General features: G+C 65.9%; 21 protein-coding genes and 2 pseudogenes. 14 read left to right on the top strand and 9 right to left on the bottom strand.

All coding sequences use genetic code 11. The annotated features are described in order from the left end of the window. The first annotated feature begins 18 nt into the window (after positions 1 to 18). The 12 genes from ACFJGX_RS24715 (at position 19) to otnI (ending at position 10,513) form a co-directional block, all read left to right on the top strand. Positions 19 to 807 (top strand): FadR/GntR family transcriptional regulator, encoded by a 789-nt coding sequence (locus ACFJGX_RS24715; protein ID WP_382323474.1) that lies wholly within the window; start codon positions 19 to 21, stop codon positions 805 to 807. 80 nt (positions 808 to 887) lie between these two features. Then, on the top strand, positions 888 to 1,322 hold the full coding sequence (locus ACFJGX_RS24710; protein WP_382323475.1) for a VOC family protein: 435 nt from the start codon (positions 888 to 890) through the stop codon (positions 1,320 to 1,322). Continuing rightward, complete coding sequence (locus ACFJGX_RS24705; protein WP_382327259.1) at positions 1,322 to 2,416, top strand: ABC transporter ATP-binding protein; 1,095 nt, start codon at positions 1,322 to 1,324, stop codon at positions 2,414 to 2,416. The genes ACFJGX_RS24710 and ACFJGX_RS24705 overlap by 1 nt, the downstream gene beginning before the upstream one ends. Positions 2,417 to 2,439: 23 nt before the next feature. Continuing rightward, positions 2,440 to 3,774, top strand: coding sequence for an ABC transporter substrate-binding protein (locus ACFJGX_RS24700; RefSeq protein ID WP_382327257.1), 1,335 nt, complete (start codon positions 2,440 to 2,442; stop codon positions 3,772 to 3,774). Between the two features lie 12 nt (positions 3,775 to 3,786). Further along, positions 3,787 to 4,677 carry a carbohydrate ABC transporter permease gene (locus ACFJGX_RS24695; protein WP_382323478.1) on the top strand — a complete coding sequence of 297 codons (891 nt, stop codon included), beginning with the start codon at positions 3,787 to 3,789 and terminating at the stop codon, positions 4,675 to 4,677. Then, the gene (locus tag ACFJGX_RS24690) at positions 4,674 to 5,507 is read left to right on the top strand and encodes a carbohydrate ABC transporter permease (protein ID WP_382323479.1); all 834 of its coding nucleotides are present in this window, start codon (positions 4,674 to 4,676) and stop codon (positions 5,505 to 5,507) included. The genes ACFJGX_RS24695 and ACFJGX_RS24690 overlap by 4 nt, the downstream gene beginning before the upstream one ends. Positions 5,508 to 5,535: 28 nt before the next feature. Next, a complete protein-coding gene (locus ACFJGX_RS24685; RefSeq protein ID WP_382323480.1) occupies positions 5,536 to 6,129 on the top strand; it encodes a cupin domain-containing protein in 594 nt (197 codons plus the stop codon). A 19-nt stretch (positions 6,130 to 6,148) separates the two neighbouring features. After that, a complete protein-coding gene (locus ACFJGX_RS24680) occupies positions 6,149 to 6,862 on the top strand; it encodes an alpha/beta fold hydrolase (RefSeq protein WP_382323481.1) in 714 nt (237 codons plus the stop codon). 20 nt (positions 6,863 to 6,882) lie between these two features. Further along, complete coding sequence (gene ltnD / locus ACFJGX_RS24675; RefSeq protein WP_382323482.1) at positions 6,883 to 7,773, top strand: L-threonate dehydrogenase; 891 nt, start codon at positions 6,883 to 6,885, stop codon at positions 7,771 to 7,773. Beyond that, positions 7,770 to 9,038, top strand: coding sequence for a 3-oxo-tetronate kinase (otnK, locus tag ACFJGX_RS24670; RefSeq protein WP_382323483.1), 1,269 nt, complete (start codon positions 7,770 to 7,772; stop codon positions 9,036 to 9,038). The genes ltnD and otnK overlap by 4 nt, the downstream gene beginning before the upstream one ends. After that, the gene (locus tag ACFJGX_RS24665) at positions 9,035 to 9,697 is read left to right on the top strand and encodes an aldolase (RefSeq protein WP_382323484.1); all 663 of its coding nucleotides are present in this window, start codon (positions 9,035 to 9,037) and stop codon (positions 9,695 to 9,697) included. The genes otnK and ACFJGX_RS24665 overlap by 4 nt, the downstream gene beginning before the upstream one ends. A 12-nt stretch (positions 9,698 to 9,709) precedes the next feature. After that, the gene (gene otnI / locus ACFJGX_RS24660) at positions 9,710 to 10,513 is read left to right on the top strand and encodes a 2-oxo-tetronate isomerase (protein ID WP_382327255.1); all 804 of its coding nucleotides are present in this window, start codon (positions 9,710 to 9,712) and stop codon (positions 10,511 to 10,513) included. Positions 10,514 to 10,755: 242 nt separating this feature from the next. Here otnI and ACFJGX_RS24655 read toward each other — a convergent pair. Both ACFJGX_RS24655 and ACFJGX_RS24650 read right to left on the bottom strand, forming a co-directional pair. After that, positions 10,756 to 11,964, bottom strand: a pseudogene (locus ACFJGX_RS24655) (sulfatase-like hydrolase/transferase); the annotation flags it as partial. A 26-nt stretch (positions 11,965 to 11,990) separates the two neighbouring features. After that, positions 11,991 to 12,692: a Bug family tripartite tricarboxylate transporter substrate binding protein gene (locus ACFJGX_RS24650; protein ID WP_382323485.1), complete on the bottom strand. Its 702-nt coding sequence runs from the start codon at positions 12,690 to 12,692 to the stop codon at positions 11,991 to 11,993. Positions 12,693 to 13,097: 405 nt separating this feature from the next. On the opposite strand from ACFJGX_RS24650, the gene ACFJGX_RS24645 reads away from it, so the two are divergent. Further along, a complete protein-coding gene (locus ACFJGX_RS24645; protein ID WP_382327253.1) occupies positions 13,098 to 14,033 on the top strand; it encodes a LysR family transcriptional regulator in 936 nt (311 codons plus the stop codon). 14 nt (positions 14,034 to 14,047) lie between these two features. Here the strand turns inward: ACFJGX_RS24645 and ACFJGX_RS24640 are convergent, their stop codons facing one another. From ACFJGX_RS24640 to ACFJGX_RS24625, 4 genes and pseudogenes are all read right to left on the bottom strand, one after another. Next, entirely contained in the window at positions 14,048 to 14,353 is a 306-nt protein-coding gene (locus ACFJGX_RS24640; RefSeq protein WP_382325486.1) for a YciI family protein, read from the bottom strand. A gap of 32 nt (positions 14,354 to 14,385) precedes the next feature. Continuing rightward, positions 14,386 to 14,892 carry an oxaloacetate decarboxylase gene (locus ACFJGX_RS24635; protein ID WP_382327251.1) on the bottom strand — a complete coding sequence of 169 codons (507 nt, stop codon included), beginning with the start codon at positions 14,890 to 14,892 and terminating at the stop codon, positions 14,386 to 14,388. Positions 14,893 to 14,956: 64 nt separating this feature from the next. After that, positions 14,957 to 15,241, bottom strand: a pseudogene (locus ACFJGX_RS24630) (isocitrate lyase/phosphoenolpyruvate mutase family protein); the annotation flags it as partial. Positions 15,242 to 15,284: 43 nt separating this feature from the next. Further along, positions 15,285 to 16,205, bottom strand: a complete 921-nt coding sequence (locus tag ACFJGX_RS24625; protein ID WP_382327249.1) for a Bug family tripartite tricarboxylate transporter substrate binding protein — start codon at positions 16,203 to 16,205, stop codon at positions 15,285 to 15,287. A 250-nt stretch (positions 16,206 to 16,455) separates the two neighbouring features. Between ACFJGX_RS24625 and ACFJGX_RS24620 the strand changes: the two genes are divergently transcribed. Further along, on the top strand, positions 16,456 to 17,340 hold the full coding sequence (locus ACFJGX_RS24620; protein ID WP_382323489.1) for a LysR family transcriptional regulator: 885 nt from the start codon (positions 16,456 to 16,458) through the stop codon (positions 17,338 to 17,340). Positions 17,341 to 17,416: 76 nt separating this feature from the next. On the opposite strand, the gene ACFJGX_RS24615 is transcribed toward ACFJGX_RS24620, so the two are convergent. The 3 genes from ACFJGX_RS24615 to ACFJGX_RS24605 all read right to left on the bottom strand — a co-directional run bounded on the left by ACFJGX_RS24615 (position 17,417) and on the right by ACFJGX_RS24605 (position 20,434). Continuing rightward, on the bottom strand, positions 17,417 to 18,115 hold the full coding sequence (locus ACFJGX_RS24615) for a TetR/AcrR family transcriptional regulator (RefSeq protein WP_382325488.1): 699 nt from the start codon (positions 18,113 to 18,115) through the stop codon (positions 17,417 to 17,419). Positions 18,116 to 18,194: 79 nt separating this feature from the next. Then, entirely contained in the window at positions 18,195 to 19,364 is a 1,170-nt protein-coding gene (locus ACFJGX_RS24610) for a CaiB/BaiF CoA transferase family protein (protein WP_382327247.1), read from the bottom strand. Continuing rightward, positions 19,361 to 20,434 carry a hypothetical protein gene (locus ACFJGX_RS24605; protein WP_382327245.1) on the bottom strand — a complete coding sequence of 358 codons (1,074 nt, stop codon included), beginning with the start codon at positions 20,432 to 20,434 and terminating at the stop codon, positions 19,361 to 19,363. The genes ACFJGX_RS24610 and ACFJGX_RS24605 overlap by 4 nt, the downstream gene beginning before the upstream one ends. Positions 20,435 to 20,438: the final 4 nt, after the last annotated feature.

Genomic DNA, 20,438 nt, shown 5'->3' with positions numbered 1-20,438 from the left:
GAATATTGGAGGCCCATTATGTCCGTCACGCCGCACTTTCCCGCCATCGCACCCAGTGCCCGGCTTTCCGAGCGGGTGGCCGATGCGTTGACGGCGGAAATCCGTTCGGGGCGGCTGCGCCCCGGCGACAAGCTGCCGACCGAGCCCGAACTGGCGGAGCAGTTCTCCGTCAGTCGCACCGTCGTGCGTGAGGCGGTGTCGCGCATGAAGTCGGTGGGCCTGGTGGATTCGCGCCAGGGCAGTGGTGTGTATGTGCTGGAGGCCACCATTCCGCCGCTGAGCTTCGACGCGAGCTATGCGGTGTCGAAAGAAGCGGTCATTCAGATGGTCGAAGTCCGACGCGCGCTGGAAGCCGAGGTGGCCGGCCTGGCGGCGCAGCGCCGCACGGCGGCGGACGTCCGGCAGATCCGGCAGGCCATCGCGACCCTGGACAAGGCGGTGGAGGCGGGCGGCGACGGGGTGCAGGAAGACGTCGCGTTTCACCGCGCCATCGCCGATGCGGCGAGCAACCCCTTTCTTCTGAGCACGCTGCAGTACCTCAGCCGGTTCCTCCATGGGGCCACGCGCGTGACACGCGCCAACGAGGCCCGGCGCGGCGATTTCGCGCGCCAGGTGAAGGAAGAGCATCAGGCCATTCTGGCGGCCATCGAGGCCAGCGACCCCGCCGCGGCCCGGGCGGCCGCCTTCGACCACATGAACAACGCCATCCGCCGCATCGAGGAAGCCGACCCCGCGTTCTGGCGCCAGGAGGGCGCCGTGTTGGCCCGGGTGCTGATGAGCGGCCTGGCGCCCGACGCGTCCCCCTAAGCTCGACTAAGGGATAACCATGATGTCGATGGCGGTCCAAAGTCATATGATGACCATATCAATATCCCGCGAGGTGTGACATGCACATCCAGCACATCGACCATTTCACCCTGCGCGTGCACGAGGACCGGCTGCCGGAATTGCGGGATTTCTACGTCCGCGTGCTCGGGCTGCGTGAGGGCGATCGCCCGGCGTTTCCGTTCCCTGGGCACTGGCTGTACGCGGACCAGCAGGCCCTGGTGCATCTCGCCGGCAACGCGCCTCCGGGTGAATCCGAACCTTGCGGCGCCTTGCCCACCGGCAAGCTCAATCACGTCTCGTTGCGCGCCACGGGGCTGAAGGAAACCCGCGAGCACCTGGCGGCGCAAGACGTCGACTGGATGGAGGCGCCCGTGCCCGGCATGCCCTTGCACCAGGTGTTTCTGCACGACCCGGTGGGGCTGAAGATCGAACTCACCTTTCACTCGGCCGAGCTCACGCTGGCCGGCCCCTCGACCCGACCCGCTGCGCACTGATGTCCTATTTGCAACTTCAAAAAATCGCCAAACGTTTTGGTGATGTCCAGGTGGTCCAGGAAATGGACCTGAGCGCCGCCGCCGGCGAATTCATCGTGCTGGTGGGGGCGTCGGGCTGTGGCAAGTCGACCACCTTGCGCATGATTGCCGGCCTGGAGTCGCCCACGTCGGGGCGCATCCTGATCGATGGCCGCGATGTGACCGCCGCCACGCCCGCCGACCGCGACATCGCCATGGTGTTCCAGAACTACGCGCTGTATCCGCACATGGACGTCGCGCAGAACATGAGCTTTGCGCTGGAGCTGGCCGGCACGCCGAAGTCCGTTATCGCGCAGCGGGTGGACGCGGCGGCCCAGGTGCTGAACATCCAGCACCTGCTGGGCCGCAAGCCCAAGGAGCTCTCCGGCGGCCAACGCCAGCGGGTTGGCCTGGGGCGCGCGATCGTGCGCGAGCCCAAGGTCTTTCTGTTCGACGAGCCGCTGTCCAACCTGGATGCCAAGCTGCGTGGTCACATGCGCATCGAAATCGCGATGTTGCACCGCCGGCTCGGCAAGACGACGGTGTATGTCACGCACGACCAGATCGAGGCGATGACGCTGGCCGATCGCATCGTGGTGATGGACCAGGGGTGCATCCAGCAGATGGGAAGTCCCGACGAGGTCTTCAACCGCCCGCTCAACCGCTTCGTGGCGGGTTTCATCGGCAGTCCGACCATGAACTTCCTGAACGCCACGGTCAGGCGCATCGACGGACAACTGCGCTTCGAGGGCGCCGGTTTCGGCGGCGAGGTGCCCGGGGCCATGGTGGCCGCGGCGCAAGGCTTCGTCGGCCAGCCGGTCGTGCTGGGCATCCGCCCCCAGTCCATCCGGCTCGGTGCCAGCGATCAGGGCCTGGGATTCTCCCTGCGGGTCCATGTCTGCGAGTACCTGGGCACCGAGAGCGTGCTCAGCGGTTCGCTCCAGGACGAGGCCGTCACCTTGACCGCGCCGGGCAATCACATGGGGCTCATCGGTCAGACGGTTCCTGTCCATGTTTCGCTCGAAAGCCTCTACGCCTTTGAACCGGGCGAGCACGGCCGATCCCTCGGCCTTTGATTCAACCAACCGGAGACACCAGCATGAAAAGACGTCAACTGCTTCAAGGGGCCGCCGCAAGCGCGGCCCTGGGACCCTGGGTGCACACGCTGGCACAGGACCGCTACGCCAAGTACAAGGGCCAGACCATCGTCGTCAACTACCCGGCGCATCCCCATTACGACCAGGCCGAGAAGCTGTTCGCCGAATTCACGGCCGAGACCGGGATCAAGGTCGAGCGCGACAAGATGCAGTACCTGCGCATGAAGGACAAGCAGGTCCTCGAGATGGGCAAGCGGGGCAACGGCGACTACGACGTGGCGGTCTACGTCGTGATGTGGAAGACCGAATACGTCAAGAAGGACCTGCTGGAGCCGCTGGACGGCTACTTCGCCAACAAGGCCCTGGCCGACCCCGGCTGGGACCAGAAAGACATCATCGGAAAGTACTGGGAAACGAACGCGCTGGTGGGCGGGCCCAAGATGTACCTGCCCGGACCCGGTGCCCGGCCCTATGGCATTCCGTTCGGGGCCGAGACTGGCGTGCTGGCGTACCGCACGGACATCCTGGAAAAGCACAAGATCGCGGTGCCGAAAACCTACAACGACCTGCTGGCGGCTTGCCGCGTCATCAAGGACAAGGAAGGCATCGGTGGTCTCACCTCGCGCGGGCAGACCGGGCATCAGGTGACCGCCGCCTGGCTGCTGCACCTGACGCCCCATGGCGGTGAGGTGTTCGACAGCAACTGGCGGGCCGCGTTCAACAACGCGCAAGGCGTGCGCGCCGCCGAGATCCTCAAGGAAATCGTGGACACCGGTCCCGCCGGCATCCCGAGCTACGGCTTCGGCGAAATGCAGAACGCCTTCCTGCAGGGCCAGGCCGCGATGTACCTCGATTCGGTCGCCATCATGGGGCCCGTGCAGGACCCGGCGAAGAGCCGCATCGCCGGCAAGGTCGGCTACGCCGTGCACCCCAAGGGCACCCAGCATTCCGCTCAGAGCGGCGGCTTCGCCATGGCCATCCCGAAGAACGCCCGCAACAAGGACGCGGCCTTCCTCTTCATGCAATGGATGACCAGCAAGCAGGCGGATCTCAAGATCGCGATGTCGGGTGGCAACATCAACCGCTGGAGCACGCTGGACAACGCGGACGTCGGCAAGAAGTACGCCCTGGAGCTGCCGGCGCTGCGCGAGTCCCTGAAGATCGCCAACCCGGACTGGCGGCCGCTGATCCCCGAGTGGGACCACATCAGCCAGCAGATCATCGGGCAGGCCCTGCCGGACGTCATCACCGGCCGCAAGCCCGCCAAGCAGGCGCTGGATGCCGCCGTGAAAGCGGCCGAGGACGCCGTGCGCCAGGGCGGCTGGCTCAAGAGCTGAGGCAGGCGCCCGATGACATCCGCTCGCCTGGCGCGACTGACGCCTTACATCTACATCCTGCCGGCCGTGCTGGTCATGCTGGCGGGGTTGATGTACCCGATCCTGAGCGCGGTGCAGCTCAGCTTCTACGACTGGTCGCTGGGCACCGACTTCGAGACCGCCAGGTTCGTCGGCCTGGATGCCTTTGTCGAGATGCTGAAGTCCGAGCAGGTGTGGACGTCGATGGGCGTCACCGTCGCCTTCGTGCTGATCGCGGTGTCCGCGGAGCTCGTGCTGGGTGTCGCGCTCGCGCTGTTCCTGGAGAAGCCGGTGCGCGGCATGCGCTTCTTCCGCACGATCTTCGTGTTGCCCATGATGATCGCGCCGATCTGCGTGGGCCTCATCTGGCGCTACCTGTTCGATGCCAACTTCGGGCCCGTCAACCATGCTGTCTCGTGGATGGGGCTTTCGCCCCAGGCCTGGCTGGCCGATCCCGTGCTGGCGTTCACGGCCATGGTGGTCACCGACATCTGGCAATGGACGCCCTTCGTGCTCATCATGGTGCTGGCCGGGCTGCAGGGCCTGGATGAAAGCGTCATGGAAGCGGCGCGCATCGACGGCGCGAACTGGTGGCAACAGATCGTCCGGGTGAAGCTGCCGATCCTCAAACCCATCCTGATCGTGACGCTGCTGGCGCGAATGATCGACGGATTCCGGGGCCTGGAGGTGATCTACGTCATGACCTTCGGCGGCCCTGGCCTGAGCACCGAGCTGTTCTCGCTGCACATCTTCAAGGCGGCCTTCATCAGCCAGAAGCTGGGCTATTCCTCGGCGTTGTCGATTCTCCTGCTGGTCATCGTCTCGGCTTTGTCCATCGCCATCCTGTTGATCTCCAATCCGCTGAAAACCAAGGCCCGTCGATGAGCAATCCCGAAACAGTGCCGCGCGGTTCCCCGCTGCACTACCTGATGTTGACGCTGCTGCGCACCTCGTGTCTTCTGCCGCTGGTCATCATGACGATGACGTCATTGAAAACCGAGGCGCAGATCTTCGACACCCAGTGGTCGTGGCTGTTCGCGCCCACGCTGGACAACTACCGTTCGGTGGTTCAGGACAACCACATCGAGCGCTACATGCTCAACAGCCTGAAGGTGTCCCTGGCGGCGACGCTGATCACGCTGATGCTGGGCACGATGTGCGCCTACGCCATGGCCCGCTTCCGATTCCTGGGCCGCGAGCCGCTGAGCTATTCGACGCTGATCCTGCGCACGCTGCCGCCGGCCGTGCTGGCGGTGCCGGTGTTCGTCATCTGGTCCGCCTGGGGCATCGGTGACACGCTGTCCGGGGTGGTGCTTGTGTATGTCGCGCTGAACCTGCCGTTCACGATTTGGCTGCTGTATGGGTTCATCGACCAGCTGCCCATCGAACTGGAGGAGGCCGCGGCCATCGATGGTTGCGGCCCCTTCAAGGTGTTCTACAAGATCGTCCTGCCCTTGCTCAAGCCCGGTCTGGCGGCGGCGGCCATCTTCACCTTCCGCCTGGCCTGGAACGAGTTCATCCTGAGCTTCATCCTGACCAACCGGATCACGCGAACGCTGCCAGCGTCCATCTCCAACTACATCACCGACACCGGCGTGGAGTGGGGAAAGATCATGGCCGCGGGCGTGCTCATCGCACTGCCTCCGCTCATCTTCACCTTCGTCGCCGCCAAACAGATCATCACCGGTCTGACTGCGGGCGCCGTCAAAGGTTGACAGCCCAAAAACCTTGAAGGACCTCACCATGGACAGACAAGCATTGATCGATTCCTGGGACGAGTACGTCGCTCCCTCCCAAGCCCTTTCTCCGGAAGAGATGGCCAGGCGCGTGGCCCGCTGGGGCGGCATTCCCGCCAGCCCGCGCGCCTTCGTCGACACCTACGTCAAGGGCCACGAGCGCACGCTGTACAGCGTGATCGGGTCCGGTGTCACCGACGACCCGAACTTCAAGCCCAGCATCGCCGCCGCCGAGAACTTCCACGTGGACTACATCGTGGCTCCCCAAGGCTGCGGCGCGGCCATGCACTGGCACGACAGCGAAGAGGTGTTCGTCGTGCAGGCCGGTCGCTGGGAGGTCGACTGGATCGATGGCGCCACGGGCAAGACGCATACCGTCACGCTGGGTCCACGCGACACCATCAGCGTACCGCCCTTCGTCCACCGCGCGTTCCGCAGCCTGGACGGTGAAGACCCGGTGACCGGTGGCATGCTGGTCTCCATCCTGGGGGGCAAGACGCCGGGCCGGGTCAAGTGGGACGCCGCGCTGGCCGAGAAGGCCAAGGCCGTGGGGGCGGGTTTCAGCCCCGATGGCATGGCCGCGCAGGCTCAGGATGTCTGATCGCGAGGTCGTGACGCCCATGCAATCGACGCACGAAGGCCCCGTGGTGTTGGTGCACGGTGCATGGCACGGTGGCTGGTGCTGGCAGGAAGTCGCCCGCAAGCTGGAGCAGCGTGGGCGCCGGACCTTCGCGCCCACGCTGAGCGGCCTGGCCCATCGGCGCGCCGAACTCAGCCGCGAGATCAGCGCCGACACCCATGTGAACGATGTGGCGCAGCTCATCGAAGCGCTTGACCTGCAACACGTGACCCTGGTGCTGCATTCCTATGCCGGCCTGCTCGGCCCGGCCCTGCTGCACCGCCTGGGTTCGCGCCTGGCCGAGATCGCCTGGCTGGAAGCCGTGATTCCCACGCCGGGCCAGGCCATGCTGGAACTCACCACGCCCGAGGCGGCCGAGCGCTATGTCAAGGCCGCCGCCACGCAGGGCGAAGGTTGGTGGATGCCATTGCCCGACGTCGCGCAGTTTCAACTGCCCTCGCCGGAGATGGCGCAGGCGGTGGCCCGCCAGCTCACACCGCAGCCGTTTCGCACCTTCTCGGAACCCGTCACCGTGCCCCAGGCCGACGTGACCGCCTTTCCCGGGCGGTATCTGCTGGCCAGTGACCGGAACCCACAGCCCTATCTCCGGTACGCCGCCGTGGCGAGCGCCGCGGGATGGCCTGTGATCCAGGCGCCGGGCGGTCATCTGATGATGTTGACGAACAGCGATGCCGTCGTCGATTTCCTGACTTGAACCCTTCTGAAAGAACTGAAATGAGCCATGTTGGCGTGGTGGGACTGGGCGCGATGGGCCTTGGCATGGCGAAGTCGCTTCGCCGCGCGGGCTTCGCGCTGCAGGTGTTTGATGTGCGCTCGGACGTGGCGCTGGCGTTCGCCAGCGACGGTGGCACCGCTTGCGCGACGCTGGCCGAACTGGGGGCCGCCAGCGACGTGGTGATCTCGGTCGTCGTCAACGCCGCGCAGACCGAGAGCGTCCTGTTCGGGGCCGACGGGGTGGCGGCCACCATGAAGGCCGGCAGTGTCTTTGTCATGTGCTCCACCGTGGACCCCAAGGTCTCGCAGGATTTCGAGGAGCGTCTGGCGCGCAGCGGCATCCTTTACATCGACGCCCCCATCTCCGGTGGTGCGGCCAAGGCCGCCAGCGGCGAAATGACCATGATGACCTCGGCCCGGCCCGAAGCCTATGCCAAGGCGGATGCCGTGCTCGACGCGATGGCGGGCAAGGTGTACCGCCTGGGGAACCGTGCCGGCGCGGGCAGCAAGGTCAAGGTCATCAACCAGCTCCTGGCGGGGGTGCACATCGCCGCGGCGGCCGAAGCCATGGCGCTGGGGCTGCGGGAAGGCGTGGATCCCGACGCGCTGTACGAGGTCATCACGCACAGCGCGGGCAACAGCTGGATGTTCGAGAACCGCATGGCCCATGTGCTCGCGGGCGACTACACGCCGTTGTCGGCGGTCGACATCTTCGTGAAGGACCTCGGCCTGGTGCTGGACATGGCCCGCTCCAGCAAGTTTCCCCTGCCGCTGTCCTCGACCGCGCACCAGATGTTCATGCAAGCCTCGACCGCCGGTTTCGCGAGAGAGGACGACAGCGCCGTGATCAAGATCTTTCCCGGCATCGAACTGCCGGTCAGCCCGTCATGACGCTCTTGCTGGGCTGCATCGCAGACGATTTCACCGGGGCGAGCGATCTGGCGAACAACCTGGTGCGCGCCGGCATGCGGGTGGTTCAGACCATTGGCGTGCCTGCCGGGCCGCTCGGCGCCGAGGTGGATGCGGTGGTGATCGCGCTCAAGTCCCGAACGGTTCCGGCGCGCGAGGCCATCGAGCAGTCGCTGGCGGCCTGGCGCTGGCTCCATGCGCAAGGCGCGGGCCAGATCTACTTCAAGTACTGCTCGACCTTCGACAGCACACCCGAGGGCAACATCGGACCGGTGACGGACGCGCTCATGGACGCCATGGGCTGCGATTTCACCATCGCCACACCGGCGTTCCCGGACAACGGACGGACGGTTTTCAAAGGCCATCTGTTTGTCGGTGACGCGCTGCTGAGCGACAGCGGCATGAAAAACCACCCGCTCACGCCGATGACCGATGCCAACCTGGTGCGGGTGCTGCAGGCGCAGTGCCGCCGCACGGTGGGGCTGATCGACTACCGCACCGTGGCGGCGGGCGCCGAAGCCGTGCGCACCAGGATCGAGGCGCTCAGGCGCGGCGGGGTGGGCATCGCGGTGGTCGACGCCTTGTCCAACGACGATCTCCTTCGCCTGGGGCCTGCGCTGGCGGATCTGCCGCTGCTCACCGCCGGGTCCGGCGTGGCGATCGGCCTGCCGCCCAACCATGGGCTGGCGCCATCGGCCCAGGCCAGTGCGCTGCCCGCGGCGGCAGGGTTGCGGGCCATCGTGTCCGGCAGCTGCTCTCAGGCCACCAACCAGCAGGTGGCGCATTTCATCGCGGCGGGTCAACCTGCCTTCGCGCTGGACCCCCTGCGCATCGCGGCCGGTGAAGACGTGGAAGGCGCCGCGCTCGACTGGGCCGCGCCGCTGCTGGCGCAAGGCGCCGGGCCCGTGCTGCTGTACTCCACGGCGGCCCCCGACTCGGTGCGCACCACCCAGCGCAGGCTCGGCGGCATGGAGGCGGGCGCGTTGGTCGAACAATGCATCGCCGGCATCGCGCGGCGGCTGGTCTCGCTGGGTGTGCGGCAGCTGGTCGTGGCCGGTGGCGAAACCTCCGGCGCCTGCGTGCAGGCGCTCGGCATTGTCCAGATGCAGATCGGGCCGCAGATCGACCCCGGGGTGCCCTGGTGCCATGCGACAAGCGATGACGGCGTGGGCCTGCATCTCACACTGAAGTCCGGTAACTTCGGCAGCGAGGATTTCTTCACCAAGGCCTTCCAGGTGCTGGCATGAACGAAGCCAACGCGCGGGAGGAGATCTGCCGCATCGGCGCCAGCCTGTTCGAGCGCGGGTACGTTCATGCCACGGCCGGCAACATCAGCGTGCGCCTGGACGACGGGTTCCTGATCACGCCGTCTGACGCCTGCCTGGGCTTTCTGGATCCGGCGCGGCTGGCGCGGCTCGATGGGAACCTGCGGCAAGTCAGCGGCGACCGCGCCAGCAAGACCATCGCGCTGCATGCGAGCATCTACCAGGCGGCCACCGTGTTCGATGCCGGCACGCAATGCGTCATCCACACGCATTCCACCCACTGCGTGGCCCTGACGCTGCACAGACCGTCGCCCGAACTGCTGCCGGCGCTCACACCGTACTTCGTGATGAAGGTGGGCCATGTGCCGGTGATCGACTACCGCCGCCCGGGCGCACCTGAGGCCGCCGATGAGGTCGCTCGGGTCATTGCGCGCTATGGCGCGCTCGGCACGCCGATCCGCGCCGTGATGCTGTCCCGGCTGGGCCCCAATGTCTGGCACGACACGCCCGGGGCCGCCATGGCGGCGCTGGAAGAGCTGGAGGAAACGGCCCGGCTGTTTCAGTTGGCTGGCGCCCACGCGGCGCCGCTCGACGCCTCACACATCGAAGAACTGCGCCGCCAATTTGGCGCCCGCTGGTAGGAGTCCGACCCCATGCCCCGTTTTGCCGCCAACCTCTCCATGCTCTACCCAGAGCTCGAATTTCTGGACCGATTCGAAGCCGCCGCGAAAGACGGATTCCAGGCGGTCGAGTACCTTTTCCCGTATGCCTACCCCGTGCAGGAACTGGCCGCCCGATTGAAGGCCAACGGGCTTCAACAGGTTCTCTTCAACATGCCGCCCGGCCACTGGGACGCGGGCGAGCGCGGCCTGGCCTCGCTGCCCGGCCGCCAGGCCGAGTTCCGGGCGGGTGTGCACCAGGCCCTCGAATACGCGGCGGCGCTGGACTGTCCCCGGTTGCATGCGATGGCCGGCCTGATGCCCGAGGGCGCACGGCGCGAAGATGTGCAGTCGGTCTACCTGGGCAACCTGCGCTGGGCCGCCGAACAGGCGGCCCAGGTGGGGCGCGACGTGCTCATCGAGCCCATCAACCCACGGGACATTCCCCGCTTCTTCCTGAACCGCCAGGATCACGCGCACCAGATCGTCGAAACGATCGGGCTGTCGAACCTCAAGGTGCAGATGGACCTGTATCACTGCCAGATCGTCGAAGGCGATCTGGCGATGAAGCTGCGCCAGTACCTGCCGACCGGGCGCGTGGGCCACCTGCAGATCGCCGGCGTGCCGCAACGCCATGAACCCGACATCGGCGAAGTGAACTTTGCCTACCTGTTCGATCTGATCGACGAGATGGTCGCGGCAGGGCAGTGGGACGGCTGGATCGGTTGCGAGTACAGGCCCCGCCGAGGTGCCGTGGCCAACGGCACCTCGGCGGGCCTCCAGTGGATGCGCGCCTGATCCGTGGCGGCCAACGTGGACCTCAGGCCTGGTTGCCGATGAGTTGCACGGGCTCGCCGGGGATGGGCGTGTAGCTGCTGCCGCCTCTGGCGCAGGATCTTTTCCGCGCCACCGTGGGCCTCGATGAGCGCTTGCTGGTCCCGCTTGGCCGCCAGGTCCGTGGCCTGCGGATCGCAGATGGCGTCCAGCGCTTGCCTGAACCCCGCGAGCACCGCCGCCATGGACGGCGATGTCCCGAGGTCCATCACCTCTTCGGGATCGGTCTCCAGATCGAACAGCTCGGGATCAAACCCCGTGTAGTGGATGTACTTGTATCGGCCCTGGCGCAGCATGTACGCCGCGCTCACCCCGCCGGCCGCGTGGTACTCGCTGAACACGATGCGCTGCGCGTCGCAGGGCGCATCCGCGATGTCGAAAATCGAGCGGCCGGGCAGGTGCGCCGGAACCAGGCCTTCCTGGCCCACGCATTGCAGGATGGAGGGGAAGAAGTCCACATGGGAGACGGGCGTCTTGACCCTGCGGCCCGCGGCGACACCCGGCCCCGATGAGATCAGGGGGACGCCAGCGGACTCCTCGTACATGGTCGATTTTCCCCACAGGGCGCGGGAACCCAGGTTGTCCCCGTGGTCGGAAAGAAAGACCACGCGCGTGTTGTGAGCCAGGCCCGTTTCCTCCAGTGCGTGGAGGATCTTCCCGACGTTCGCATCGAGGAAGGAGCAAAGACCCAGGTAGGACGCAATCGCCACGCGCCTTCTCTCGTCGCTTTCGAAGTACGAATCGAATCCGTAGCAGTCATTCCAGGCCTTGATCCACGGGTGCAGTGGAACGCGCTTGGTGGGTACCTGAATCCCGCTGACGGGGTACATCGCAAAGTACTCGGGTGGCGCGATCAGGGGCGAGTGAGGCGACATGAACGACGCGTACAAGACCCACGGCTTGTCGTGGGCGCGGCGCCCCGTGGTGCGCAACCAATCGATCGTCCGGGTGGTGATGTCCCGGTCGTAGCGCGTGTAGCTGCTTTCACCAGGGCCGATGCTGCGCGCCAGATCGGCGGATTGATGGCGGGTCGGCAAGGGGGACCGGATCAAGCCGTACAGATCACCCACACCGGCTTCGATGTGCATCGGAATGATCTGCTCGGTGAATCCGCCGTCGACGTCGTCACCGGTGTAGTGCAGCTTCCCGATGGACGTGACGGTATGGCCGGCATCGCGCAGCAGGTGCGACCAGCTCGGCATGTCGCCGTTGTAGGCGATCGCGTTGTCCCAGCATCGGTTGTCGTGGACGTATTGGCCGGTTGCGAACACCGCACGGGCGGGGACGCAGATGGGCGAGCTGGAGTAGGCGTTCTCGTAGACCGTTCCGCCTCTGGCGAGCCGATCCAGGTTCGGGGTCTTCACCAGGGGGTGGCCGTTGTAGCCGAGCACCTTCTTGTTGTGCTCGTCGTCCATGATGATGAGCAAATTCGGTTCGGTCATCACTCGGCCTTGAGTTTGTTGTCGGTGACGACTTTGGACCAGCGCAGGGTTTCCGAGGCCACCATCGCACCCAGCTGCGCCCCGGTGCCTGGCGCCGCCTCCGCGCCGCCTTTCTGGAACTGGCTCACCACCGCGGGCACCTGCAGCGATTTCTGCAGCGCGGCTTCCAGCACGGCGCGGATGGGCGAGGGCAGGTTGGCCGGGGCGAAGAGCGCGTGCCAGTTGTCGATGACAAAGTCGGGCAGGCCGGCCTCCGCCGCCGACGGCACCTCAGGCAGCGCCGATGAACGCTTCTCGGATGTCACGAACAGGGCATGAACCCGTTTGGATTGGGCCAATGCCGCCGCGGCGGGGATGCCGGCAAACGCCATGTTCACGTCGCCCGCGGACACCCCGACCATGGCCGCGCCGCCGCTCTTGTAGGGCACGTGCAGCATTTCGGCCCCCATCGATCGTTGCAGCAGGACGCCCGCCAGGTGCTGCGGACCACCCACGCCTGGAGAGGCGTATGTCAACTGCCCGGCGGGGCTCTGCCGGGCTTTCTCCTTGAGTTGCGCAAAGGTGGCGGCGCCCAGGTTCGGGGACGTCACCAGCACCAGAGGAACGGAGGCCACCATGCCGATGGGCGTGAAGCTCTTGTTCGGGTCGTACTTGACCGGGTAGAAGGAGGGCGCCAGCGCGACGTTCGACACGGTGCCCATGAGCAAGGTGCTGGCGATCGGCCGGGGAGCCTGCCACCAGGGCCGCGCCAATCGTCCCTGCGGCGCCTGCCTTGTTCTCCACCACGACCGCCTGGCCCAGCAGCGGCGCCATCTCGTTGGCCACGGCTCGGGCCAGCGTGTCCGGCGCGCTGCCGGCCTCCGAGCCCACCACGATCCGGATCGCGCGGGACGGGTACTTGTCTTGCGCCAGCGCGGTGCCGACGACCAGGGTGACCGCCATCGCGAGAACGCATCGACGGTGTGCCCGGCCAGTTTTCATGAAAGCCATTCCTTGTCTCCTTCACCCACTCGGGTGTGTCTCTTTCGATGGGCATCATCGGTTTCTCATTGATGCCCGTAAAATGAAAATAATTGATTGTCTGATAACTGGTGGCTATGAGGAAGATGTCCGACCACAAGCAGATTGAACTGCTGATGAACCGCTTGCGGATGCGGCAACTCGCCCTTCTGCTGGCCATCGATGAGCATCGGACCTTGGGTGCGGCGGCATCCTCCTTGGGGATGACACAACCCGCGGCCACCAAGATGCTCCATGAGCTGGAGCAGTCTCTGGGGCAGCAGCTCTTTGAACGTGTGGGACGGACGATTCAGATGAACGCGGCCGGGCGGTGCGCGTTGCTGAGTTTTCGCGGCATGCGCGGCACGCTGGAACAACTCCACCGCGAATTGCATGAGCTGAAGCTGGGGAGTTCGGGCAGGGTGTCGGTGGGCAGCATCATGGCCGCGTCGCCCACCTACCTCACCGGCGCCATCGAAAAGCTGATGCGCGATCTTCCGCTGCTGTCCATCAACATCGCGGTTGGGACCAGCGATGAGCTGATGGGTCGGCTGGACGACGGGGAACTCGATGCGGTCATCGGCCGTGTTCCCCCCGGCGGCGGTGCGTACATCTTTCGGCCGCTGGCGGAGGAGGACATCGCCGTGGTGTGCGCGCCGGGCCATCCGCTGGCGAAGGTGCGCAACCCCTCGTTTGAACAGATCAGCCAGTTTCCCTGGGTGTTCCAGCAGGAAGGCTCACCCATGAGGGAGGTCGTCGCTCAGGAGTTCAGGGAACACCATGCCGCGCTTCCGCGCGGGCTTCTTGAAACGTCGTCCACGTTGATCACCGTGCATCTCATCTCCCGCACACAGATGATTTCGGCCTTGCCGCAGTCGGTCGCGAAAGGCTTCTCGAAGAAGGGGATGTTGGGGATCGTGAAGTACAGGATGCGCAACCGCCTGGCCTCCTACGGCAGCGTCACGCGAAGTGACCGCCCCATGTCCGAGCAGGCGGCGCACTTCCTTCAGCTGGTCCACAAGACGCCGCGTGCCGATTGGTAGCGCGCCTCAGGGGTTCAACCCAAAGGGGGATAGCCACACCGCTGCGGCCACAGGTTGTCGAACGCATGGACCGATGCGCTTGCGTAGAGGCCCGCCTGGGTGAACGGCTCGTTGCGCTGCCAGCGCATCGCTTCCTCGCGACTCTCGAAGTCGATGGCCAGCAGGCTGCCCACCATGGCGGCACCCTCGTCACTTGTCAGGGGGCCCGCAAATGCGATGCGATCGGCCACCTGGGCCAGGTACGCCTTGTGCGATGGCCGCATCGCCTCACGAAGCGCCGCAGCGCCGGGCCGATCCAGCAAGTGAAAAACAAAAATCATGATCGCCTTCTGCTTGTGGACCGCCGTCTTCTTTATCCGCCGTACCGGGATTCGATGTTCGACCAGCGATCGAACCCGACGATCGTCTTGTACTCCTCGAACCCAACGCCGGTGCCCACCAGCCTCAGCTCGCCGCTGCGGATGTCGGCAAGGCTTTCCTGCATGACGCGCACGCTGCGCATCAAGAGCGAAATGCCGTAGATGACGATGCGGAACCCGAGATCTTCCAGTTCCTGCGGGCGCAGGATCGGGGTGCGCCCCCCTTCGAGCATGTTTGCCATCAGGGGCACGCCTGCCAGGCGTCGGCCAATGAGCGCGAGTTCTTCCACCGACTCGGGGGCTTCGATGAACAGGCCGTCGGCACCCGCCTGGGCGTAGCGTTCGCCGCGTCGCAAGGCCTCGTCCATGCCGTAGACCTCGCGGGCATCGGTGCGGGCAATGATGAAGGTGCGGGGGTCGCGGCGTTGCTCCGCGGCGGCGCGGATGCGGCGCTCCATTTCCTCGCAGGGCAGGAGCTCCTTGCCGGCGATGTCGCGCACACCGCTTGGGAGAGACCTGGTCTTCAAAGAACAGGGCCTGGGCGCCCATCTTCTCGTAGGTGTGCACCGCATGAACCACGTTCTTGACGTCGCCGTAGCCGTTGTCGACGTCCACCAGCACGGGCAGGTCGGACACCGCGAGGATGTCGCGCACGCCCGCACCGATTTCCCCCAGCGTCGCCAGGCCGATGTCGGGCAGGCCGAATCGAGCGCCGACCAGGGGGAAACCGCCAATGAAGTAGGCTTTGAAGCCCGCCTGCTGGATGAGCAGGGCGGAGATCGCATCGTGGGCTCCGGGGAGCACCAGCGGGCGTTCGCTGGCGACCAGATCGCGGAAGTGGAGGGGCATGGACGTGCTTGGTGTGGTCATGGCTTGAGCGGTACCTTCTTTTTCACTGTTCGATCTTGATGTTGCCCGTGGTGATGACCTTGGCCCATCGGCTGCCATCATCCCGAACGAGCTTCTCCAGGTCCTGCGGCGTGCCGCCCAAAGCCTCGGCGCCCTGGCGTTCAAACTGGGCTCGCAGGTCGGGGTCGCGCAGCGCCGCGTTGATGTGGCGATTGAGCTCCGCCACGATCTTCGGGGGGATCCCCGCCGGCCCCATGAGCGCGAACCACGTCGTGCCGTCGAAACCCGCGAATCCCGCCTCACGCATCGTCGGCAGATCGGGGGCCAACGGCGATCGTTCCGGGCTGCCGATGGCCAAGGCCTTGATCTTGCCGGCCTGCGCCTGGGGCAGGGCCCAGACGATGCTGTCGAAGGTGAAGTCGATCTGTCCGCTGTTGAGCTCGGGCAGGGCTTGAATGCCGGTCTTGTAGGGAATGTGCCGAGCGCGGATGCCCGCGCGCTGGACAAAGTCCGCCGCGATGAGGTGCGTGACGGTGCCACTCCCGCTGGACGAGTAGGTCAGTCCGCCTTCGCGGGAGGCCGCCAGTTGCGCCAGATCCTTGACGGTGGCGACCTTGAGTGCAGGACTGACCATGAGCACGTTGGGCGCCGAGGCGATGCGCGCGATCGCGGTGAAGTCCTTGATCGCGTCGTAGGGCAGCGGGCGCAGGTGGGGCAGCACCGCATGGGTGCTGCTTGTCGCCAGCAGGAACGTGGTGCCATCGGGCGCGGCCTTGGACACGGCCTGTGCGCCGATGGCGCCGGCCGCGCCCGCGCGGTTTTCAATGACGACGGTCTGTCCGACGAGCCCACCCAGCTTCTCTGCCAGGATGCGGGCGAGCGCATCGGTGCTGCCGCCCGCGCCGAACGGCACCACGATGCGAATGGGGCGATCGGGCCAATCGGCGGCCTGCGCGTTGCGCACCCAGCAGTGCGCACAGCACGGCTGTGCAGAACACGGTGGCCAGGCTGCGCCTGCCTTTCGCCGCCGCTGGCGATGGAGGGTGGGTCTTGCGGTTCATGGCTGCTTGTCTCCAGGATGGGTGTTGGTCTGATATTCATGCGCACCATGAATAGACCTTCTTCAGAAGGTGCAGCCAATGTAGATATTTCGGAGAATACGGTCCAATGATGCTTTTCCATCTTCATCAATGAATGGAATGCATAATGGATTCATGGACCTTCGACGGCTCGATCTCAACCTGTTGGTGGTATTCGATGCGGTGCTCAGCGAACGCAGCGTCTCGCGCGCGGCGGACCGCCTGGCATTGACCCAACCGGCGGTGAGCCATGCGCTGACGCGTTTGCGCCAGGCCTGCGGCGACCAGATCGTTGTCCGGCGCGGGCACGCCATGGTGCCCACGCCCAAGGCCGTGGCCTTGCAGCAGGAAGTCCGGGCGATTCTGGTGCGGGCTCAGCGGGTGTTTGCGATGTCCAGCGCATTCGATCCCGCGCGCTCCCGGCGGCACTATCAGATCGGTTGCTCGGACCACGCCGCCGTCGCGATCCTCGAACCTGTGCTTGGCCGCATCCTTGCGCAGGCGCCTTTCGTGCGCATTCAACTGACGCACGTGGGGCGAACGCACGCGGCGGACATGATCCGATCCGGGGCGCTGGATCTGGCATTGGGTGTGCTCAACAGCGCCGACGATGCCATCGCCGTGAAGACCCTGAGGGAGGTTCCCTATGTCTGCGTCGCGCGCGCGGGCCATCCCGCCTTCAAACGCCGACTCACCTTGGATCGGTATCTGGCGGCGGAGCACTTGCAGGTGCTGGTGCAGCCCGGGTCCTTCGGGGTCATCGACCAGACGCTGAGCCGCTTGGGGCAGGAGCGGAACATTCGGCTTGTCGCCGCTCATTTCGAGGCGGCACTGCGCCTGCTTCCATCGACCGACTTGATCCTGACCGTGCCGAAAGACCTCATCGCACGGCAGGAAGCGCGTTGGTCCCTGCAGGCCGTGCCATTCGCCTTGGAGCCCTTCCGGCATCAGATCGCGATGGGCCGGTCGTTCGCCGATGATCCTGGCACGTCTTGGTTGATCGACATGCTGTCTGCCTGAGTCTTCGGTCTCGCTGCGCCGATGTTCGTGTTGGGGGGCCGACCAGGCCGACCTGAGCGGTGGGATGCGGCGCCGTTCAACCGTTGCTGTCGGCCTGCTGGCCGTGCGGTCGCGCGGTCACCGCGCCCACCAGCGGCGGGGCCTCGCGCGACACGCCATGGGTGACCTGCTTGGCGAGCTGCTCGGCGATTCGGTGCCGCGAAGAGAACGTGTCGCCTTTTCGGGGCCGGTACCAGACCGTGATCCAGTTCAGCGAACCCAGAATGCCCTTGGAGGCCAGCGAGGGCTCCACGGCCGCAAGACTTCCGGCCGCGATGCCTTCCCGAAGCACGTTCTCGAACAGGTGCTCGTAGGCATCGCGCATCGCAACGACTTCCTTCAGAGCCTCCCTCTCCGAAGCGCTGGTCGTGGTGGACTGGTGAAGCTCCACGCCCTGGACGGTGACCCGCTGGTAGTGCAAGTGCTCCATCATCACCATCGCATGCCGATAGGACATGCTTTGCAGCTTCTGGACAGGGTCCAGCGACTGGTCCTGCACCACCGGCAACTGCGCGCGCAGGTTCAGCACCATCGCACGTTTGTGCACGGCAAAGAACAGGTCGGCCTTGCTGCGGTAGTGGTAGTAGACGCTGCCCTTCGTGGCACCGATCTGGGCCGCGATGACATCGATGGACGCGGCCGCAAATCCGAAGTTCGTGAAGGCCCTCGCCGCCGCATCGAGAAGGGCCAGTTGCGTCGCCGGCATCGACTCGTAGTCGGTATCCACCCAACCCATGATGTTGTCCGGAAGTTCCACGAAATGCCCTCTCTCCACGCGCGCAGGATCGTCGATCCTACTACGGGCGCGGACAGCATCAGGCCTGGTCGAACGGGTCGGCATCGGGCTCCAGCGTCGTGCTTCCCAGAGGGGGCGTCCCCTTGCGAATGCTCCCTGGCGTGTCGGAGAGCTTGATCGGAATGCCGGGACCGACATAGTCGGGTTGGCGAACCACCATCTGCCGGTACTGGGCGTGCTCGGAGGCCGCAACGCTGGCGATGTCCAGAATCGGGGCGGCCGGCACGCCGTCCGCCAGCAACCGCTTGCCGAACTCGTCACCATCCACCTTGGAAAAAGCCCGGGACAACGCCACTTCGAGCGCCTCGCGGTTCTCGACCCGCAGCGTGTTCGTCGCGAAACGCGGGTCCGTGGGCAGGTGGGGCGTCTGCAGATGCGTGCACAGCTTCGCGAACAGCCGGTCGTTCGCCACGGCGATGAACAGGGGGTAGGAGGCCGTCTTGTACACGTTGTAGGGCACGATATTGGCGTGCCGGTTGCCCGTTGGGCCCGGCACCTTGCCCGAATGGAGGTAGTTGCTCAGGAAGGGGTGCGCCACCGACACCGCGCAGTCGTAGAGACTGACGTCCGCCATCTGGCCCCGGCCCGTCCGGGCGCGGGCCTGCAGGGCCAGCAAGACCGCCATCGCCGCATTCATGCCGGTGGTGAGGTCGACGACGGGCACGCCGATGCGCACCGGCTCAGCGCCTTGGTCGCCATTGATCGAGAGCAGCCCCGCCATCGCCTGCACGGCGGCGTCGTAGCCTGGCAGCCCGCCGTAGGGTCCGGTATCGCCGAAGCCCGTGATGCGGCAGTGGATCAGGCGCGGGTAGCGCTCGGTGAACCATTGGACGTTGGGAATGCCCCAGGATTGCAGCGTGCTGAGCTTGAAGTTCTCGAGCAGGACGTCGGCCGTCTCCAACATGGCGTAGAGGCGATCCCGTTCCTCCGCCTTTCCCAGGTCCAGCACGACGCTGCGCTTGTTGCGGTTGACGGCGTTGAAGTAGGCCGAGTGCCCGTTGACAAAGGGAGGGCCGAAACCGCGGCACTCGTCGCCTTCCGGACTCTCGATCTTGAGCACGTCCGCGCCGTGGTCCCCCAGGATCTGCCCCGCAAAAGGGCCGGCGAGCACGCGCGCCGCATCGACCACCTTCAGTCCCGCCAGCGCGCCCAATCCGGGTTGCGAAGTGTTCTCGGTGTGTGTCGTCATTCCTGGATGCTCCAGCGCAGCTCGTGCCCGCCATGGATTTCCTGGTGCGCGAAACCCAGGGAGAGCCGGCGGTTGTGGGCTTGCAAGGCCCCTTCGAAAAGGCCATTCCAGGCGAGGTCCAGGCCGGGGTCCCACTCGGCCACCCCTTCGCGGAATGCCCAGCCTTGCTGCCTCACCTCCCAGCCACCGCCGGTGCGGGTCAGATCGGCGCTGTCACCGTGAGCGAGCGCGATCGACTGGAGGAAGCGGCCAAAGCCAGCGGCGTCCGTCCCGAAGTCCTCGCCGAGCCGGCGCGAGGTCGCGTGGTAGAACTGCATGCCGATCATCTTGGCCGCCAATCGAAGGCGCGAAGAGGCCTCGTCGGGTCCCCACAAGGCGAGCGCGGTGGGGAACGCGGAGCGCACGTACTCCATCGCGTAGTTGCGATGCGCTTTGTCCAGGCGTTCTTGGGGCCAGGTCTGGGTCGGCAGCTTCGGCGCCTTCTGGGGATCGAAGTCCGGTGCATCCTCGTGCCGGGCGAAGCGCAGCCGCTCGTGCGGCGCCAGGTCGCGGTCGTACTCGAAGTAGTAGCCCTCGAGGCCCGATTGGCGATCGACCGTCTGTTTGGTGCACACGAAACCCAGGCGCGGGTTGTTCAACATGGTGCCGTTCTGGGCGTGCCAGCCCAGGAGCATCGCCCTGGAGACTTCGGGCGGAATGCCGCACAGCGCGGTGTCCGCCCAGATCCACCGCGGCGCGGCGTACCGGATCCAGGCCTTGCGTTCGGTCTCGGGCATGAACTCCACGGAGACGCCGCCGATGTGGTTCGAGAGGTAGTGGTACTGCGCGGCAGCGACGGCGGGCGGCAGCTGGTCGATGCCGAGCTTCTTCAGCCCTGGCAGAAACCGCTCACGCCGTTGGCGGCAGAAAATCTCATGGACCAGCTCCTCCGCTTTGGCCGTGCCAAGTCGAGACACGGCGAAAAGCACGATGCCCGTGAAGTAGGCGTGATAGAGCTCAGCGACGGCGCGCCATGCACCGGACTGCTCTGTGATGGAAGGGTCGTGCGGCATCTTCGAGGTGGATTTCATCGTT

It is taken from the genome of Hydrogenophaga sp. UC242_50 (genome assembly GCF_042697355.1).
Classification (GTDB): Bacteria; Pseudomonadota; Gammaproteobacteria; order Burkholderiales; family Burkholderiaceae_C; genus Hydrogenophaga.
This window is presented reverse-complemented; position numbering and strand designations above follow the sequence as displayed.

Bases quoted from the DNA above. Each gene is read 5' to 3' on its own strand.
- ACFJGX_RS24605 (WP_382327245.1), bottom strand. From the start codon at position 20,434: ATGAAATCCACCTCGAAGATGCCGCACGACCCTTCCATCACAGAGCAG.
- ACFJGX_RS24700 (WP_382327257.1), top strand. From the start codon at position 2,440: ATGAAAAGACGTCAACTGCTTCAAGGGGCCGCCGCAAGCGCGGCCCTG.
- ACFJGX_RS24685 (WP_382323480.1), top strand. From the start codon at position 5,536: ATGGACAGACAAGCATTGATCGATTCCTGGGACGAGTACGTCGCTCCC.
- ACFJGX_RS24690 (WP_382323479.1), top strand. From the start codon at position 4,674: ATGAGCAATCCCGAAACAGTGCCGCGCGGTTCCCCGCTGCACTACCTG.
- ltnD (WP_382323482.1), top strand. From the start codon at position 6,883: ATGAGCCATGTTGGCGTGGTGGGACTGGGCGCGATGGGCCTTGGCATG.
- ACFJGX_RS24620 (WP_382323489.1), top strand. From the start codon at position 16,456: ATGGACCTTCGACGGCTCGATCTCAACCTGTTGGTGGTATTCGATGCG.
- ACFJGX_RS24705 (WP_382327259.1), top strand. From the start codon at position 1,322: ATGTCCTATTTGCAACTTCAAAAAATCGCCAAACGTTTTGGTGATGTC.
- ACFJGX_RS24615 (WP_382325488.1), bottom strand. From the start codon at position 18,115: ATGGGTTGGGTGGATACCGACTACGAGTCGATGCCGGCGACGCAACTG.
- ACFJGX_RS24610 (WP_382327247.1), bottom strand. From the start codon at position 19,364: ATGACGACACACACCGAGAACACTTCGCAACCCGGATTGGGCGCGCTG.
- ACFJGX_RS24640 (WP_382325486.1), bottom strand. From the start codon at position 14,353: ATGATTTTTGTTTTTCACTTGCTGGATCGGCCCGGCGCTGCGGCGCTT.
- ACFJGX_RS24680 (WP_382323481.1), top strand. From the start codon at position 6,149: ATGCAATCGACGCACGAAGGCCCCGTGGTGTTGGTGCACGGTGCATGG.
- ACFJGX_RS24715 (WP_382323474.1), top strand. From the start codon at position 19: ATGTCCGTCACGCCGCACTTTCCCGCCATCGCACCCAGTGCCCGGCTT.
- otnI (WP_382327255.1), top strand. From the start codon at position 9,710: ATGCCCCGTTTTGCCGCCAACCTCTCCATGCTCTACCCAGAGCTCGAA.
- ACFJGX_RS24650 (WP_382323485.1), bottom strand. From the start codon at position 12,692: ATGGGCACCGTGTCGAACGTCGCGCTGGCGCCCTCCTTCTACCCGGTC.
- otnK (WP_382323483.1), top strand. From the start codon at position 7,770: ATGACGCTCTTGCTGGGCTGCATCGCAGACGATTTCACCGGGGCGAGC.
- ACFJGX_RS24695 (WP_382323478.1), top strand. From the start codon at position 3,787: ATGACATCCGCTCGCCTGGCGCGACTGACGCCTTACATCTACATCCTG.
- ACFJGX_RS24665 (WP_382323484.1), top strand. From the start codon at position 9,035: ATGAACGAAGCCAACGCGCGGGAGGAGATCTGCCGCATCGGCGCCAGC.
- ACFJGX_RS24710 (WP_382323475.1), top strand. From the start codon at position 888: ATGCACATCCAGCACATCGACCATTTCACCCTGCGCGTGCACGAGGAC.
- ACFJGX_RS24645 (WP_382327253.1), top strand. From the start codon at position 13,098: ATGTCCGACCACAAGCAGATTGAACTGCTGATGAACCGCTTGCGGATG.